At 70.3% G+C, this 16773-nt stretch carries 13 protein-coding genes, 1 other RNA gene and 1 pseudogene; 11 read left to right on the top strand and 4 right to left on the bottom strand.

Going from position 1 to position 16773, the window contains the following annotated elements; all coding sequences use genetic code 11:
* The first annotated feature begins 16 nt into the window (after positions 1–16).
* Positions 17–907, top strand: coding sequence for a cobalamin biosynthesis protein CobD/CbiB (locus OO71_RS38920; RefSeq protein ID WP_033295055.1), 891 nt, complete (start codon positions 17–19; stop codon positions 905–907).
* On the opposite strand, the pseudogene OO71_RS38915 reads toward OO71_RS38920, so the two are convergent.
* The 3 genes and pseudogenes from OO71_RS38915 to OO71_RS38905 form a co-directional block, all read right to left on the bottom strand.
* A pseudogene (locus OO71_RS38915) lies at positions 896–1249 on the bottom strand (FMN-binding negative transcriptional regulator); the annotation flags it as partial. The gene OO71_RS38920 and the pseudogene OO71_RS38915 sit on opposite strands and share 12 nt — an antisense overlap.
* 42 nt (positions 1250–1291) lie before the next feature.
* A complete protein-coding gene (locus OO71_RS38910) occupies positions 1292–2119 on the bottom strand; it encodes an SURF1 family cytochrome oxidase biogenesis protein (RefSeq protein WP_033295054.1) in 828 nt (275 codons plus the stop codon).
* A gap of 48 nt (positions 2120–2167) precedes the next feature.
* Positions 2168–2629 carry a low molecular weight protein-tyrosine-phosphatase gene (locus OO71_RS38905; protein WP_033295053.1) on the bottom strand — a complete coding sequence of 154 codons (462 nt, stop codon included), beginning with the start codon at positions 2627–2629 and terminating at the stop codon, positions 2168–2170.
* Positions 2630–2671: 42 nt separating this feature from the next.
* Here OO71_RS38905 and OO71_RS38900 point away from each other — a divergent pair, with 42 nt between their 5' ends.
* The 4 genes from OO71_RS38900 (at position 2672) to OO71_RS38885 (ending at position 7305) form a co-directional block, all read left to right on the top strand.
* Positions 2672–3496 (top strand): Nif3-like dinuclear metal center hexameric protein, encoded by an 825-nt coding sequence (locus OO71_RS38900; protein WP_033295052.1) that lies wholly within the window; start codon positions 2672–2674, stop codon positions 3494–3496.
* Between the two features lie 16 nt (positions 3497–3512).
* Complete coding sequence (locus OO71_RS38895; RefSeq protein WP_033295051.1) at positions 3513–4250, top strand: zinc ribbon domain-containing protein; 738 nt, start codon at positions 3513–3515, stop codon at positions 4248–4250.
* Positions 4247–5380 carry a bifunctional RNase H/acid phosphatase gene (locus OO71_RS38890; protein WP_245633916.1) on the top strand — a complete coding sequence of 378 codons (1134 nt, stop codon included), beginning with the start codon at positions 4247–4249 and terminating at the stop codon, positions 5378–5380. The genes OO71_RS38895 and OO71_RS38890 overlap by 4 nt, the downstream gene beginning before the upstream one ends.
* A gap of 182 nt (positions 5381–5562) precedes the next feature.
* Positions 5563–7305: a hypothetical protein gene (locus OO71_RS38885; RefSeq protein WP_033295050.1), complete on the top strand. Its 1743-nt coding sequence runs from the start codon at positions 5563–5565 to the stop codon at positions 7303–7305.
* Here OO71_RS38885 and OO71_RS38880 read toward each other — a convergent pair.
* A complete protein-coding gene (locus tag OO71_RS38880; protein WP_051792820.1) occupies positions 7302–8468 on the bottom strand; it encodes an SLC13 family permease in 1167 nt (388 codons plus the stop codon). The genes OO71_RS38885 and OO71_RS38880 overlap by 4 nt on opposite strands.
* Positions 8469–9119: 651 nt before the next feature.
* On the opposite strand from OO71_RS38880, the gene rnpB reads away from it, so the two are divergent.
* From rnpB to OO71_RS38855, 6 genes are all read left to right on the top strand, one after another.
* An RNA gene (gene rnpB, locus OO71_RS47990) (RNase P RNA component class A) lies at positions 9120–9518 on the top strand.
* Between the two features lie 23 nt (positions 9519–9541).
* A complete protein-coding gene (locus OO71_RS38875) occupies positions 9542–10384 on the top strand; it encodes an SCO6745 family protein (protein ID WP_033295048.1) in 843 nt (280 codons plus the stop codon).
* A gap of 464 nt (positions 10385–10848) precedes the next feature.
* Entirely contained in the window at positions 10849–11115 is a 267-nt protein-coding gene (locus OO71_RS38870; protein WP_033295047.1) for a hypothetical protein, read from the top strand.
* 12 nt (positions 11116–11127) lie between these two features.
* The gene (locus OO71_RS38865) at positions 11128–11616 is read left to right on the top strand and encodes a hypothetical protein (RefSeq protein WP_033295046.1); all 489 of its coding nucleotides are present in this window, start codon (positions 11128–11130) and stop codon (positions 11614–11616) included.
* 3 nt (positions 11617–11619) lie between these two features.
* Complete coding sequence (locus OO71_RS38860) at positions 11620–14574, top strand: ATP-binding protein (RefSeq protein WP_033295045.1); 2955 nt, start codon at positions 11620–11622, stop codon at positions 14572–14574.
* Between the two features lie 124 nt (positions 14575–14698).
* A complete protein-coding gene (locus tag OO71_RS38855) occupies positions 14699–16771 on the top strand; it encodes a hypothetical protein (RefSeq protein ID WP_033295044.1) in 2073 nt (690 codons plus the stop codon).
* The last annotated feature ends 2 nt before the right edge of the window (positions 16772–16773 follow it).

Genomic DNA, 16773 nt, shown 5'->3' with positions numbered 1-16773 from the left:
CGTTCGGGGGTTACTGGTGAGCGCGGCGCGCGCAATCGGCTTGATGCTCGGCCTTGCTGCCGACAGTGCACTCGGCGACCCGCGGCGCCGTCCGCCGGTCGGCGCCTTCCGCAAGGCCACCGGGCCGGGATCCGCCGCCGGACTGGGGCTGGCCGGGCTGGCCGTCACCGCCGGGGTGCTCGCCGAGCGCGCCGGACGTCGTCGGCCGGTGCTCCAGGCGGCTACCACCGCGCTCGCCACCTGGGCCGTCGTCGGCGCGGCCGGGCTCGCCACCCAGGGCACGGAACTCGCCCGCGATCTCGAGGAAGGCCGCCTCCAGCCCGCCCGCGACACACTGTCCGAATTGGACCCCCGCGTCGCCGAAGGGCTCGGCACGGCCGCGCTTTCCCGTGCGTCAGTGGAAACTCTGGCGGAGAATACGTCCGAAGTGGTCGTTGCGCCGCTGCTGTGGGGTGCGGTCGCGGGGGTACCCGGACTCCTGGCGGCCCGCACGGTCGGACTGGTGCGCCGCGCCTCGCCCGGCCACTGGATCGTCGACCGGCTTCACGAACTTGTCCAGCTCCTGCCGACCCGCGCGGCCGCTGCATTGACAGTATTGGGCGCGCCGGTCGTCGGCGGCTCCGCAGGCGGTGCATGGCGAGCCTGGCGACGCGACACGATCGCCCATCCGAGCCCGAACGCGGGTCGCGTCGAGGCAGCTTTCGCCGGAGCGCTGGAAATCCGCGTCGGCGGGCGGACGGTGTACCCGCATGGCGTCGTGGAGCTGCCGGTGCTGGGGATCGGCCGCAATCCGGATGCCGGGCACGTCACGCGCGCGGTGGAACTGTCCAGAGTGGTCGGCTGGCTGGCCGCAGGGACTTCCGTGGTGGTGGCGATGTTGTCCGGGTTGCGCCGCTCACGGCCGTAAGTGCGCCACCGCTTCCGCATCATGGATACCGTCGCGTTCGGACAGTCGCGCCCCGATTCGCTGACGGTCTTCCGCAGTCTTGTTGCCGCCGTACTTGAATTTCGCCCGAACCTCGGTCACGGTGAGCTCGATACCGCGGATTCCGGGTAGCAGACGGCGATCCGGAGCGTCCACAGAGGACACTGGGGTGCGCTTGCCGTCCGGCTCGAAATGCGCCAGCTGGCGATTCAAGATGGCCGCCTTGGCGGCCGGGTCATCGACGATGCGGACGTCGCAGGCCAGCTGCACGCTCGCGTAGTACGACGTCGGGACACCGAGTGCCGGGTCGTCTGCGGCGTCCCACGGGTGGATCAGCATGCCGCCAGTATCGACGGCGCGCGCACTTCAGGCGGTGGGGGTGTACTCGTCCTCGGCCAGCATCTCGGCCACCGACTTGCGGCGGCGGCTGCGCTCCGGCCGTTCCGTGGTGAGCGCGCCGCCCGGGCGCATTTCGCGGATCGTGAAGTACAGCCAGCCCATCAGCGCCATCGTGCCGAACGCGAGCCACTGCAGCGCGTACGAGAAGAACGGGCCCGAGTCCAGCTGCGGCAGCGGCAGCGCGCCGAGCACGCCGGGCTGGCGCTGGTCGAGCTGGAAGTACCCGGGCCGGATTGTGAGCCCGGACGCCTTCGCCACCACTCGCGAGTCGACGGTGTAACTCTGCAGCTTCCCGTTCGTCGACGCGTCGGCGAACGCGTCACGGTGCTTCGGGTCTGTCTCGTCGCTTCGCACGCGCGCGACCACCGTGACCTGCCCGCCCGGCGCCGCTGCGTACGGGAGCACGCCGGAGTCGCTGTTGAGGCGTACGTAGCCGCGGTCGATCAGGTACACAGTGCCGTCGGTGGCGCGAAGCGGCGTGAGGACCTCGTACGCACCTTCGCCCTGCACAGTGCGCAGCCGCGCGACAACCTCCGCCGACGGCAGGTACGTGCCGGTGATCGTGACGAGGTGCCACTCGGTGCCCTGGCCCGGCGAAGTACCCGGCGGCAGCATCTGCGCGGCCGGCGCCGGCTTCGCGGTGAAGGACGTGCTGAGCGCGTTGTTCTGGGTTTCCTGCTCGCTGTCGCGCCGGAACTGCCACGGGGCCAGCAGCGTGTAACAGCAGATGGCAAAGGTGAACACCACCGCTGTCAACGCCAGCCATCCGGGCCGGAGCAGGAACCGCAACCGCACCCCTCTACGGTAAGCCGTCGCGTTCCGTGCGCGCACCCGGACCTGGCGTCACCCCTGCTTGCGGACCCAGTCCAGCAGCCCGGGGACGGTCCGCTCGATCATGGCGAGCACGTCCTCGAAGCCGTCGTCGCCGCCGTAATACGGGTCCGGCACCTCGGCGCCGTCCGGAGCGGACGGGTCGAACGACCGCAGGAGCCGTACCCGCGAGGGGTCGTCGACGCGGGAACGCAGGAAGTCGAGATGCCCTTCATCGGCGGCGAGCAGCAGGTCAGCCTCGAGATCGTCGTCGGTGACCTGCGCCGCGGCGTGCTCGGTGGGGTAGCCGTGCGCCTTGAGCGTGGCGCGCGCCCGGCGGTCGGCAGGCTCCCCGGCATGCCAGGGCCCGACCCCGGCACTGGACACGCGCACGTCGTCGGCGAGCCCGGCGGCGGCGAGCTTCGCCCGGAAGACGAGCTCGGCCATCGGGGAACGGCAGATGTTTCCGGAACAGACGAAGACCAAGTGCGACACGGGTAGCCAGTCTTCCAGAGCCGTCGTGCGAGGATCCCGGGCGTGCCTGCTCTAGCCGAGATCATCGCTGTCCTCGAACGCAGTTACCCGCCCCGGCTGGCGGAGAGCTGGGATGCCGTCGGGCTCGTGTGCGGCGACCCGGTCGACGACGTCCGGCGGGTGCTGTTCTGCGTCGACCCCGTCGAGGAGACCCTCGACGAGGCGGTGGAGATCGGGGCACAGCTGATCATCGCGCACCATCCTCTTCTCCTGCGCGGGGTGCACGGCGTCCCGGCCGACACTGCCAAAGGATCGCTGGTACACCGCATGATCCGCGGCGGCATTGCGCTCTACTGCGCGCACACGAACGCCGATTCGGCCGACCCGGGAGTGTCCGACGCGCTTGCCACGGCCATCGGCCTGGACGTCGACCGGCCGCTCGACCCGCACGAGCCCGGCGGGCGGACCGGGATCGGCCGGATCGGGCACCTGCCCGCGGCCGAGCCGTTCGCGCAGTTCGTGCAGCGGGTCGCCGACGCCCTTCCCACCACCGTGCCCGGGGTGCTCGGCGCGGGCGATCCGGACCGGCCGATCCGCACCGTCGCGGTGTCCGGCGGCGCGGGCGACTCCTACCTCGCGAAGGCGACCGCCGAGGGCGTCGACGCCTACGTGACCGCGGATCTGCGCCACCATCCCGCCGGGGAACACCTTGCCGCGGCCGGTCCGGTACCCGCGCTGGTCGGGCTCACGCACTGGGCCAGCGAGTGGCCGTGGTGCGGACAGGCCTCGGCCCTTGTCGGCGCGGCCTTTGCGGGTACCGTCGAAGCTCACGTCTCCACGAGGTGCACCGACCCGTGGACCGTCCGCGCCACCCGCCCAGCTGAATAGTGAACCAGGGAGCACAGTGAAGGCCGACCCCGCCGTCCAGCGCCAGCTGCTCGAACTCGCGAAGGTGGACGCCGAGCTTTCGCGCGTCGCGCACCGCCGCCGTACCCTGCCCGAGCTCGCCGAGATCGAAGCGGGGGAGAAGACCGCCCGCGACAAACGCGACGCGCTCGTGTCCGTCGAAACCGCGGCGTCGGACCTCGACCGGGAAATCGCCCGGCAGGAGAAGGAGGTCGAATCGGTGCGGGCGCGCGAGGACCGCGACCGCAAGCTGCTGGAGTCCGGGTCCGTCGGCGCGAAGCAGATGACCGACATCGAGCACGAGCTGCAGACGCTCACCCGGCGGCAGAGCGCGCTCGAGGACGACCTGCTGGAACTGATGGAACAGCGCGAGGCACTGGGCCTGGACGCGCAGCGCACCAGCGCCGAGGTCGACAAGGCAGTGCACGAGGTCGAGGCCGCGAAGGGCCGCCGGGACGAGGCGTTCAAGGACCTCGACACCACCGACGCCCGCCGCACCGAGGACCGCGCGAAGCTGCTGCCGCGGTTTCCCGAGCCGCTGCTGAAGCTGTACACCAGGGTCTACGACCACAAGGGCATCGGCGCCGCGCTGCTGCGGGCCCGCCGTTGCGGGGGCTGCCAGCTGGAACTGGACCGCAACACCATCGCCGAGATCAAGGCGGCGCCCGAGGATTCGGTCGTCCAGTGCGAGAACTGCGGCGCGATCCTGGTCCGCACGCTGGAGTCGGGCCTGTGACCGACCGGGTGGTCGTGGAGGCCGACGGCGGATCGCGCGGCAACCCCGGTCCGGCCGGGTACGGCGCGGTGGTGAAGGACGCGGCCACCGGCGAGGTACTCGCCGAGCGGTACGAATTCCTCGGCGTGGTCACCAACAACGTCGCGGAGTACTCCGGCCTCGTCGCCGGGCTCACCGCGGCGGCCGGGCTCGGAGCGTCCACTGTGGACGTCCGGATGGACTCGAAGCTCGTGGTGGAGCAGATGTCCGGGCGGTGGAAGATCAAACACGCCGCACTGCAACCGCTCGCCGCACAGGCCCGCGAACTCGCCGAACGCTTCGACCGGGTCGGCTACACCTGGATCCCGCGTGCTGAGAACGCCGACGCGGACCGGCTCGCGAACGTTGCGATGGACAGCGGCACCGGGGTCGAGCGCAAGGTGGGCGGTACCAGCGGCGGGCGCAAGGTCACCGAGCCGGACCGGGTATCCCCGGCGGGCTGGACCGGCGCCGTCGGCACCCCCACCAAGCTGCTCCTGCTGCGCCACGGCCAAACCGGAATGTCGGTCGACCGCCGGTACTCCGGCCGCGGCGACGTCCCGCTCACCGAACACGGCCGCGGCCAGGCGGCTGCGGCGGCCAAACGGCTGGCGTCGATGCCGGGCGTGATCGGCGAGGACGGCGAGCCCGCCCCCATCGTGGCGTCGCCGCTGATCCGCACCAAGCAGACCGCGCAGGCGGTCGCCGACGCGCTCGGCGGCCGCGTCGAAACGCATCCCGGGCTGATCGAGACCGACTTCGGCGAGTGGGAGGGCCTCACCTTCACCGAGGCCGCGGAGCGCGACCCGCAGCTGCACCGCTGCTGGCTCAGCGACTCGTCGTGCGCGCCGCCCGGCGGCGAGAGCTTCGACGCCGTCCACCAGCGGGTCGGCCAGGCCCGGCGCGACCTGGTGGACCAGTACGACGGGCGCACGGTCGTGGTGGTCAGCCACGTGACGCCGATCAAGACGCTGCTGAGGATGGGCCTCGACGCGGGCCCGTCGCTGCTGTTCCGGCTGCACCTCGACCTGGCGTCGCTGTCGATCGTCGAGTTCTACCCGGACGGAAATGCTTCCGTCCGGCTCGTCAACGACATTTCGCACCTGTCCTGACCAGCCTCGATGTGGGATGGATCACGCTCGGGGATGACGCGTGAAAAGGCCCGGATGAGGTATTGGCTAGAGTGCGGTGTCGACCGCGGCGCCGCGGCGCAGGTTCCGGGAGGGGCTTCAAGGGGGGCGCAGGCTCGTGCGTTTCTTCGGCAGACTCCGCGAGTGGAAACAGTGACGAGGACATGACGGCTAGCGCACTCACCGCAGTATCCGACCCCGGCTTGCCCGGGGAGGTGACGTCCGACCCTCCTGCCCGCCTCCGCTACAGCTGGCTTGCCTCGACCCTCGCGGTGCTCGCCGGCGTGGCAGCCGTCGCCTGGCACGCCACGCGGTACGGGCACTGGATCGTGGACGACGCGGCGATCACGTTCTCATACGCGCGCAGCGTCGCCGAAGGTCTCGGCCCGGTGCTCGCACCCGGCGCGCCGCCGGTGGAAGGCTTCTCCGACCCGACCTGGATGATCTTGCTGGCGTTCGGCAAGCTCGTCGGGCTCTTCGACCGCGGCCTGCTCCTCGGCATCCCGGACTACGTGCTCTACCCCAAGCTGCTCGGCCTGCTGTTCACCGCGGGCATCCTCGTGCTGTGCCATCTCGTGGCCCGGCAAGTATTCCGGCGGCACGCATGGGCGGTCACCCTCGCCGTCGGCTGCACACTCGCGCTGATCCCGTCGTTCGTGATCTGGGTCGTGTCCGGGCTGGAGAACTCGCTCTTCGCTTTCGCCGTCACCGGGCTGGCCGCGCTGCTGTTCACCGCGGTGCGCAAGGAACGCACGCTGTCGTTCAAGATCGCGATCGGCGTCGGCGTGATCGTGGCGTTCGCCGCGCTGACGCGGCCGGAAGGTCTGATCTACGCGGGCGCGTACCCGATCGTCCTGCTGTTCGGCGTGCGAGCGGCGGGATTCTGGCCCAGTTTCCGGTCCGCGCTCGTGTCGATCGTGGCTTTTGCGGTGCCGTTCGGCGGCTACGTCGTCTGGCGGTACACGGAATTCCACCGGCTGCTGGCCAACCCGTCGGTGGCGAAGAAGCAGGGTCTGCCCGACCTGGCGTCGATCGTCCGGCCGCACGAGCTGGCCGTGTACGTGGGCATTCCGGCGACGATCGTGCTCGTCATCGTGGTGGTTTGGGCGCTGCGCAAGGCGCCGTGGCGGCGGCCGCTGCTCGGTCTGCTCGTGCCGCTGGCGCTCGGCGTGATCGCGTACGGCGTGATGGTGCCGGACTGGATGACGCAGGCCCGCTTCGCGACGCCGGTGTGGGTGCTCGGCGCGCTGGCCGGGACGATGGCGTTCGGTGAACTGGTGCGCAGGCTGAAGGTCCGCTGGCGAGTGGTGGCGTCGGTCGTGCTGGTGGCCGCGTCGGTGCCGTCGCTCTTCGGCTTCGTCGCCAGTTCCGACAAGTTCATCAAGAGCCCCACCATTACCGCATGCCTGGTCGCCGACCGGTTCGGCCGCGGCTTCAACTCGTACGCGGACATCCTCGGCCTGCAGAAGGCGTCGCTGTTGCTGCCGGACCTCGGCGGATCGTCGATGACGAGCCGGCTCGAGCTGGTCGACATGGCCGGTCTGGTCGACGCGCCGATCGCCGACCTCACGCACGACGGCAACATCGAAGGTCTGCGCAACTACGTGTTCGACCAGGTCAAGCCCACTTTCATCCACTCGTGGGGCCCGTGGGCCGACGGCAACGGGATCACCGTCGACCCGCGCATCGACCGGGATTACTACCCGATTCTCGTCTACCCGGGTCCGGGCAAGCGCAACGGTGACTTCGTGCGCAAGGACGCGGTGACTGACCCGGCGAAGCTCCAGGCCGTGCAGCACTATGCGCAGGTCACGATGATGAACGTCGAGGCGCAGCGATTCGGCGACGGCCTGGCCGACTGCGGACCGACGCTGTCGCGCGGCAGCACCATCGCGCCGCGCGGCTAGCCCGGGAGCACCAGCCATAGTGCGCAGGTCGCCGCTGCCAGCGACAGCGGGGTCGTGAGCAGGCCAAGGCGGAGGAAATCGCGCGGGTGTTCGCCGTGGCGGGCGAGAACTCGGCGCCACAACAGGGTGGCGAGTGAGCCGAGGTAGGTCGCGTTCGGGCCGATGTTCACGCCGAGCAGAATCGCGGGGAGCACGGCGGGATTCGGGTGCGCGGACAGCAGGATCAGCGTCGCGGGCAGGTTGTTGACGAGGTTGGCCAGCACCGCCGCGATGGCCGCGGCGAGCAGGAGCTCGGGCAGCCCGGCGGCGGTCGGCAGTATGGTGTCCAGCAGCCCGCCGAGGACGTGCTCGTCCACCGCTTCCACCACCACCGCAAGCGCGAGCACGAACAGGACCAGCAGCGGCGACGCCTCGGTGACCACCTGCCACGGCCGGATCTTCCGCTCGGCCAGCGCCCGTGCCGCGAGGACGAGGGCAGTCAGCGCGGCCACCAAGACCGGTTCGACGTGCACCAGCTGCCCCACGGCAAACCCGGCGAGCATCACCGCCAGGACGACCAGCGTGAAGACCGGTGCTGCGGTTTTCGGAGCGGTAGCCCGGGGCGCCGGTGGTTGTCGGAGATCGGCGCGGAAGTACCAGAGGAATACACCGAGTTCGATCGCGATGGTGACCAGCCAGGGGAGGGCCATCAACGCGGTGAAGCCCGCGAAGGTGAGCCCGGAGGCAGCGAAGGCTAGGAGGTTCGTCAGGTTGGAGACGGGCAGCAACGTGGACGCCGAGTTGGCGAGGTGCGCGCAGGCGTAGACGTGCGGGCGCGCGGGGAGGCGAAGTTTCCCGGCCGTGGCAAGCACGACGGGCGTCAGGAGGACGACGGTGGCGTCAAGACTCAGTACGGCAGTCGTGACGGCCGCTGCGGCGAACGTGAGAAGCAGCAGCCGCTTCGGCTCGCCGCGGCAGATCTCCGCGAGTTCCGCGCCGAGCCAAGTGAAGACGCCCTCCGCCGCGGCGAGGTGGCTGACCAGGAGGATCGCCGCGAGGAAACCCATGGTGGGCAAGATCTCGACCACCCGCTCGATGGCATGCGTAGCCAGATGCGTGGCGAGGACGACCCCAGCCACCGGCACGGCGACCACCGCTTCGGGCAGCCCCCGGGGACGGGTCATGGCGAACCAGAGGGTACCTGCGAGAAGAACGGCGGCGAGGACTGCGGCTGGAGGACCACTCACTCCCGAACGTTAGCTCCGGGGGTGAAGGGACCCTTCACTCCGGAGTGTCGCTTGGCGCGTGACGGGACCCTTCAGTCTCGACCGTTGTCCCACGCATGAACGGACCGTTCGCTCTGGGGCGCAGCTCGGCGCATGATGGGACCCTTCACTCTCGACCGTTGTGCCGCGCATGAACGGACCGTTCGCTCTGGGCACGGCCCGGCGCATGATGGGACCCTTCACCCCAGAACGCTGCTCGACGCACGAATGGACCGTTCGCTCCGGAGCGGGGCTTGGCGGGTGAAGGGACCCTTCACTCCCGACCGCTGTCCCGCGCATGAAGGGACCCGTCACCCCCACCCGTCACCCCCACCGTCACTCCGGAGCCGTTGCCCGGCGCGCGAGGGGGCCGTTCGCTCCGCGGCGCTACCCCGCGCGTGAAGGGACCCTTCACTCCGGCCCACGGCCCGACGTGTGAACGGCCCCGTCACCCCCGCCCGCAACCCGAGCACGAACGGACCATTCGCAGCCCAGCCAAGCCGGACCACCCGCAAAACCGGGTCCGGTGAACGGGCGGAAGCACCAGGCCGGGTAGGATTTCGCGGCGGACGAGCTGGCAGGACGGTCGCGGATCGGGGTACCCCCGGTTCGAGGAAAGTCCGGACTCCGCAGGGCAGGGTGGTTGCTAACGGCAACCCGGGGTGACCCGCGGGACAGTGCCACAGAAAACAGACCGCCCCCGTCCCCGGACGGGGGTAAGGGTGAAACGGTGGTGTAAGAGACCACCAGCATCCCGGGTGACCGGGATGGCTCGGTAAACCCCACCCGGAGCAAGGCCAAGAGGGAGCGGTCCGCCGCTCCTGCGCAGGCGATCGAGGGCGGCCCGCCCGAGCCTGTGGGTAGGCCGCTCGAGCCTGCCGGCGACGGCAGGCCCAGATGGATGACCGTCGCCCGTCCGGCCGTGAGGCCGGCCGGGAACAGGATCCGGCTTACATGCCAGCTCGTCCCGCTCCTGTGTCACGATCGTCCGCATGGGTGAAGCCGCCGAAACCGCCACCGCGTTCAAAACCAGCTTCGACACCTTGCACGCCCTCATCTACTTCGCGCCCGAAGCCCACGAGCGGCTCACTGCCGTGGGCTTGCGACCAGGGTCGATGACGTACTTCGCCAGCCGCTGCGCGCCGATGGGCGCCATCGGCCCGGCCGCCGCGGCCGCGACCTTCTACAACTTCAACCCCGACCGCATCGCCCGCGCCCTCCCGCGCGCGTGGACCCTCGCCAGCCCGGAGGCCGTCGTAGCGGCCAGGCTTGCCGCCGTCGATGACGCGTACCGCCGACTGCTGGGTGACGAAGTGCTCGCGTCCGCCGAAGTCGCTGAAGCGGCCGCTCTCGCGCGCGAAGCGACCACTGTGTGTCGTCCAGAAGGACGCCCACTGTACGCCGGACACGCGAGCCTGCCGTGGCCCGATAAGCCGCACCTTGTCCTCTGGCACGCCCTGACGCTGCTTCGCGAGCACCGTGGAGACGCGCACGTCGCCGCATTGACACTGCACGGCGTACCCGGCCTCGCCGCCTTGATTACCCACACCGCAACCGGCAAGGGCACTGCCGCCGAAGCGGCGAAGCGCACTCGCGGCTGGAGCGACGAGCAGTGGGACGCCTGCGTCGCGCAGCTGACCGCCGACGGGGTCCTCGATCCAGCCGGCCTCACCGAGCGTGGCTGGGACCTTCGCGAGCAGGTGGAAGCGGCGACGAACGCGGCGTCGGAAGACCCGTGGCGGCACCTCGGCGAGGAGAAAACCACCCGTTTGCACGAGTTGTGCCTTCCGCTCAGCCGGACCGTGGTCGACGCGGGTGCGATCCCCGGGCAATAACCCGGCCGCTGACCTGCCCAGGATCACGCTATGTGGTGAACAAATGCGCACATCCGGCGCGAGGGTGACGGGTATCGCAGCCCTCCGTGATCGATTCCGCATCGATCTGCGGACCCGGTGCTCACTCACCGGACTCGCGCGGGGAGGCCGAACGGGGCATGCCACACTTGTCCCCGCCCGACACGCCGGGCCGGAGCGCACTGAGAGTGAACACCGCACTTCCCGTGGGGTGACTTCGCCGGGGCACTGCGAAATCCGGGTGGCTGGGGTTATTGAGGAGCACCCTTGCCACGATGATGGAGGGCGAGGAATCCTGACCACCGGACCGTAATACCCGCCCCTGTCCACAAGTCGACATCTACCCAGCGCGCTTTGACCATTACCCCTCGTAACGCCATGATGGTGTTCGTAGCTTCGCCGAAGCCAGAACAGCGCGGCGTCCGCCGTGCACCGGGAGTATCGCGATGACCAGCATGACCACCCTCGAGACGCTGGCTGCCGGCGAGCTCGGCACCGGCAACGTCCGCACCTGGCTGCTCGACAACATCATCCCCCTCGTGCTGCTCGCCGTTGCGCTGCTGCTCCTGTGGCTGGGCGGCGGCAAGGGCGACAACGCCGGGGTCATGCGCAGGCTCGCCGGGGTCGTCATCGCGCTCGCGATCATCGGGCTCGCCGTGAGTGGCGCCGGGGTCAACGTGGGCCGGTGGATCGCCGGCCTGTTCACCGGCTGAGGCGGGGCAGGCGTGCGCATCAGGACGGATGACGAGGTCTACCGGGTCGACGCCGTCTGGCTCGGTCCGCCGAAGGCGACTTTTCCCTGGCGAGCCCGCTACGTCGCGTGGCTCGTCGGCATTCCGGTCTTCCTGGTCGTGCTCACCGTGGAGCGGTGGGCAGGCTGGAGTTTCGGGTTTTTCTCCACGGCGTGGGCGTTCGTGGTCACCATCGTCATCACCCGGCTGATCACGTCGAAGATCAGCCACGAGCGCCCGCTCGGCGCGGTGATCGCGATGGCGGGCCAGGAACTGCGCACGCCGCGGGAGCAGACCTCGGGCACGGGTGGCGCGGTGAGCGCGGCCCGGGTCCGGGTGCGGGCCACGCGCCCGCTGCCGAAGCACAAGAGAAGGCGGCAGTACCAGCACCAGGGCACGAGCCGCGGTGCCGGGACGAGGGCCGGAGCACAGGGAGCACCACGAGCGCGCCGGAGCCGCCCCGCGGCTCGGGCCGGGAGGTAGTCGTTGTTCGGTCGCGGCGGAAGCCGAGGGAAGCGGGATCAGGACGTCCCTGCGGGTGCCTGGAACGCACCCCAGCAGGGCCGGGCGAGCACCGGCGGCAAGACGAGCTCCGGCGGCAAAGGCCGTCGGCTGCCTGGTGAGCAGGCGATACCGGCGTACACGCCGTCGATCGCCGCGCGCAGCATCGACGGGCATCTGCTGCGCACCGGGTACGAGGTGTACGCGTGGTATCGCCTCGCGCCGCAACGCTGGTCGTTCCGCTCCGACTCGCAGCGCCGCGACCTGATCGCGGCCATCGCGGGCCAGTACGCCGAACTGCAGGGCCGGTGGCTGCACCTGCGCGTCACGAACCGGCCGTACCCGATCCGGATGTGGGCCGAGGCGCACGTGCACAACGCGGTCGGCAGGCCGAACGACGTGCCGGGCGCGCTGTCCTTCGACGACTACCTGATCGGCGAGCAGCAGCAGCTGATGGGCCGTTCGATGGCGGAAAAAGAGGTCTACCTGGGCGTTCAGGTGCAGACCCGGCGCATGGTCGACCGCGCCGTGGAGCGCGCCGCGCCGGTGCTGCGCCGGATCCTGCCCGAGGCGGTCGACGCCGAACTGGCCGCGCTCGACTCCGAGATCGAGCACCTCGACCAGGTCATCGGCAGCGCCGGGCTGGAAGGCCGTCCGGTGCACGCCGAGGAGATGTCCTGGCTGATGCACCGCTCGTGCTCGCTCGGCCTGCCCGCGCCGCGCAACATGCCCGCGGTACCGGGGGCGGCGTGGGAGCCCGAGGATCTCGCCAGCTTCACCGACGCGGCGGATTTCCACGCCGAGCCGTACGCGCCGACGGTCACCGTGCGTGGCCGCACCGGGTCCAACGCCGGGGTCTCGCGGCATCTCGCGGTGCTCACCGTCGGGCAGATGCATGGGCTGCAGATCCCCGAGGTCGACGACCCGTGGGTGCAGCACGCGGACCGGCTGCCGGCCGCGGTCGAGGTGTCCGCGCGGATTTACGTGCGGCGGCCGGAAGAGGTGTCCGGCGAGCTGCAGCGGCAGATGAACAAGGTCCGCTCGCAGGTCAAGCACTACACCGACGAGCACGAGCTGGAGCCGCCGCAGTCGCTGGCCCGCCAGGCCGGGCGGGTGCTGGAGATCGACGACGAGATGACGTCGGGGTTCACCGCGCTGGCCACGCGCGTGCGGTCGTGGTGGCGGATGGCGGTGTCCGGGCCGACCGAGCGGGACGCGCTGCGGCTCGCCCAGCAGCTGCTGGACCTGTACAAGCCGAAGATCGCCATCGAACACCCGGAAGCGCAGTACGCGATGGCGCGCGAGTTCATCCCGGGCGAGCCGCTGGCGTCCGGCGCCTACATGCGGCGCGGTTCGGTGGTGTGGACGGCGTCCGCGGTGCCCACCGCAACCGCGGAGGTCGGCGACCGGCGCGGCATCCTGCTGGGTGAGACGGTCACCGCCACTCGGCGACCGGTCGCCTGGGACCCGTGGATGGCGCAGGAAATCCGCGACGGCTCGGGCCTCACCGCGATGGTGGCCGGTCTGGGTGGCGGGAAGTCGTTCCTCGGCGGCGGCATCGTGTACAAGACGCTGCGGGCCGGGGCGCACTGGACGATCCTGGACCCGTCGGGCCCGCTGTCGCGGCTGTGCGACCTGCCGGAGATCCGGCCGTACGCGCGGCCGATCAACCTGCTCAACGCGCAGCCCGGCATCCTGAACCCGTACCGGGTGGTCGCCGAGCCGCTGATCGAGCACTTCCTGGACGAGGACGATCCGGAACGCTCGTGGCGGCGCGAAAAAGCGCTGGCTGGCGCCACCCGGCGGCGGCTGGTGCTCGACGTGCTCACCGGCGTGCTGCCGTACGAGGTATCGCGGATGGCGCAGACTCGGATCGTGCTGCTGCGAGCGGTCCGTGCCGTCGGCGGGCGGTTCGACGCCGACCCGGGCCAGGTCATCGACGCGCTGCGGCGGGATTCGAGCGAGCACCACGAGCACGCGATGGTGGTCGCGGACTTCCTGGACGAGATGCGCGAGCGGATGGCGTTGCTGATCCCGGAATCCGACGCGGACCCGTACGCCGAGACCCGCGACGACCGGATGACTGTCCTGACGATGGCCGGTCTGACACTGCCGAAGGACGGCGTACCGCGCGAATACTGGACGGACGCCGAATCGCTCGGCGTGGAAATGCTGAACCTCGCCGCGTGGCTCACCCAGCGGTCGGTGTACGAGAAGCCGAAGGAACTGCGCAAGGGCGTCTGGATCGACGAGGCGTTCTTCCTGTCCGAGGTGCCGACCGGGCGGGTGCTGATGAACCGGTTCGCGCGTGACTCGCGAAAGTGGAACGTCCGGGTGCTGCTGTCGTCGCAGATTCCGGCGGACTTCCTGAAGATCCAGGGTTTCGTGGCGCTGCTCGACTCGGTGTTCGTCGGCCGCCTCGACGACGACGATGCACAGGCGGACGCGTTGCGGCTGCTGAAGGTGCCGGTCGGCGTGGGGTACGAGCAGGTGGTCGCGGCGCTGGGCCGGCGTCCGGGAGCGCAGCGCGGCCTGGAACGCGACCTCGAACCACGGCAGTTCATCTTCGGCGACGGGGCAGGCGGCGTGGAGCGCATCCGGGTCGACTTCTCCGGCCCGCACCTCGACCAGCTGCGCGCGGTCATGGACACGACCCCGGGCTCGCCCGACGCACGCACGAAACCGGGCAGCGACCTCGTGGTACCCCGCGAGGACGAGCCCAAGCCGTACGTCCCGACCCCACCGGAGGACGACGAGCTGGCCCACGACTTCGAACTCCAGGCGGAACTCGAGGTCGGCCTCACCGACGAGCAGCTGCTTGGCTCGCCGGACCCGCTCGCGTCCGAAACCGGCGAGGTGGAGGGTGCAGTGCAGAACGGAAGGCAGGACCGGCACGCACGAGCCGGCGGCAAGGGCGGTACCGGCAGGGATGCCGCGTGAACCCCGGTGATCCGGCGTCAGCCGATTCTTCGGCGGCCGCTGTCGTGGTGGCTGCTGCTGGGGTGGCCGCTATTCCGGTGGCTGCTGCTGTGGCCGCTGCTTCGGTGGCCGTGAGGGAGGCCGCGTGAACACGGTCTTCACGCTGGCGTTCGTCCTCGCGTTCGCCGCCGGCTGGCACGCGCTGCGCAAGCGCATCAAGGAAGGCCCCCGCCGGCCCGGCCGCCGCCCCAGCCGCCGCGCGACGATGCTCGCGGTAGTGGCGATCTTGGGGATGCAGACGGTGCTGTTCGCGCCGTCGGCAAATGCGGCAGCTTGCGGGGAGGCCCCGAACCCGGAACGCCCCGGCGCTGGCATGGTCGGCGCGCTGGATCCCGCCGAAGGCCATGGCGAGTCGGGCAGTCCCTACATCGACTACAGCTATGCCGGGTTCGTGTGGAACACGTTCCAGACGAACTGCACGCCGCTGTCGAGCATCGCTTCGCCCAACTCCACGATCGACACGTGGGCGGGCAACCAGCTGTTCAACATCGGCAAGAACATCGTGGGCGCCACCAACTCCTTGCACTACACGGTGTTGGAGGGCGGCCTGCTCAACCCGATCTACAACGCCGTCAAGGCCGGTGCGGAGAAGGTCTACAACAACATCTACGCGCAGCTGTTCGGGCTCGTGGCACTCGTGTTGTCGATCATGCTTTTCCGCAACATCTGGCGCGGTGACCTGGCCGGGGTGAGCAAACGCGCGTTGTACGCTCTCGCGGGAGTGTGGCTTGCCGCGTCGTCGCTTGCGATGCTGCGGTACTTCGATCCGATCGACAAAGCAATCGTGCAGACCACCACGAACATCCAGGCAGGGTTCGTGGACGAGTCCGAGAACCGGGTCGTCCGGCACGTCCTGCCGACCGATCTGCACAACGAGGTCGTCTACAAGAACTGGTTGCGCGGGGAATTCGGGGCTCCGGACGCACCTCAAGCGGGCCAGTTCGGACGTCCGTTGCTCGATGCGCAGGCCTTCACCTGGGCCCAGCTGCGCAATGGCGACGACGGAAAACAGAATGTCGTCGATGCGAAAAAGGCGGCCTTCAAAGACATCTCCACCAAACTCGGCCCCGCCACCGGGTACTTCACCGGCGAGGCCGGTGGCCGTACCGGCTCCGGATTCCTTGCCCTCGGCCAAAGTCTCGTCTACTCGCTCTTCCAGCTTCTCGCCAAAGCCTCCGTGCTGCTTGCGCAGGTGCTGATCCGCCTGTTCGCGCTCACCGCGCCGCTCATCGGGCTCGTCGCGCTGCTGCACCCGGACATTCTGCGCCGTGTGCTCAAGGTCGCCGGGGGCATCGCGTTCAACCTGGTCGTGCTGTCGGTGCTCGCCGGGGTGCACGCGCTGTTGCTGCAAGCGATCTTCGCCGCCGGTGACTCGCTCAACCTGCTCACCAAGATGGTGCTGGCCGGGCTCATCACCGTGCTGCTGTTCCTCGTCGGACGGCCGGTGCGGCGGTTGTGGCAGATGGTCGAGATGTCGGTCAGCATGGTCGGCGCCGCGGTGCCGTCGCCCGGTGGGCTCTTCTCCCGGTTCCGCAAGAAGAACGGCCCGACGCCGCAGGACGAGTTCTGGCAGAACGTCCGCGACACCGACGACGTCGTCGACGGCGATCTGCGCGGGCCGATCGGGGCGACCGTCGGCGGTGGGCGCTACCGGCCCGAGGCGGCGGTTTTCGCCAGTGCGCAACGGCTCGACAACGGATCCCGCGCCGCCCGGCCCGCTGCGGCGTGGTCGGGTGCGCCATGGCCGGGCGCGGTCGGGCCCGCCCAGTCGGCCGCGGGTGCGCTGCCCGCGGGTGGCGGCGGGGGTGCGCCGGTGTTCGGCCAGTACCACCCGGTCGCCGGCGAACCCGGGGACTACGTCGTCACCGGCGTGCGCCGGCCGGTACGGGAAAGCCGGCAGGTCGACACGTCCCCGGTCGCCGACCGGCGGTGGAGCGACGAGCCGGAGCCGGTCGTCGTCCCGTCGCGGATGAGCGCGCCTGACCGCGGGTACTCCGCTCCGGCGCCGGACCAGCCGGGGTACACGCCGCCGCCGGGTATCCGGGCACAGCCGCGGCGGGTCGATCCCGAGGTCGTCGCCGGGAAACCGGTGTTCGTGCTGTACCGGCCGTCGCGCGGCATCGAGGTGCGCGACACCGACCAGGTCATGGGGCGGTGACG

The organism is Amycolatopsis jejuensis, from assembly GCF_000717335.1.
GTDB lineage: Bacteria > Actinomycetota > Actinomycetes > Mycobacteriales > Pseudonocardiaceae > Amycolatopsis > Amycolatopsis jejuensis.
The sequence above is the reverse complement of the archived record's forward strand: the minus strand, read 5'-3'. Positions and strand labels throughout refer to the sequence as shown.

Excerpts from the sequence above, each read along its gene's own strand:
- OO71_RS38885 (WP_033295050.1), top strand. The coding sequence starts at position 5,563 with ATGACGGCTAGCGCACTCACCGCAGTATCCGACCCCGGCTTGCCCGGG.
- OO71_RS38870 (WP_033295047.1), top strand. The coding sequence starts at position 10,849 with ATGACCAGCATGACCACCCTCGAGACGCTGGCTGCCGGCGAGCTCGGC.
- OO71_RS38875 (WP_033295048.1), top strand. The coding sequence starts at position 9,542 with ATGGGTGAAGCCGCCGAAACCGCCACCGCGTTCAAAACCAGCTTCGAC.
- OO71_RS38880 (WP_051792820.1), bottom strand. The coding sequence starts at position 8,468 with ATGACCCGTCCCCGGGGGCTGCCCGAAGCGGTGGTCGCCGTGCCGGTG.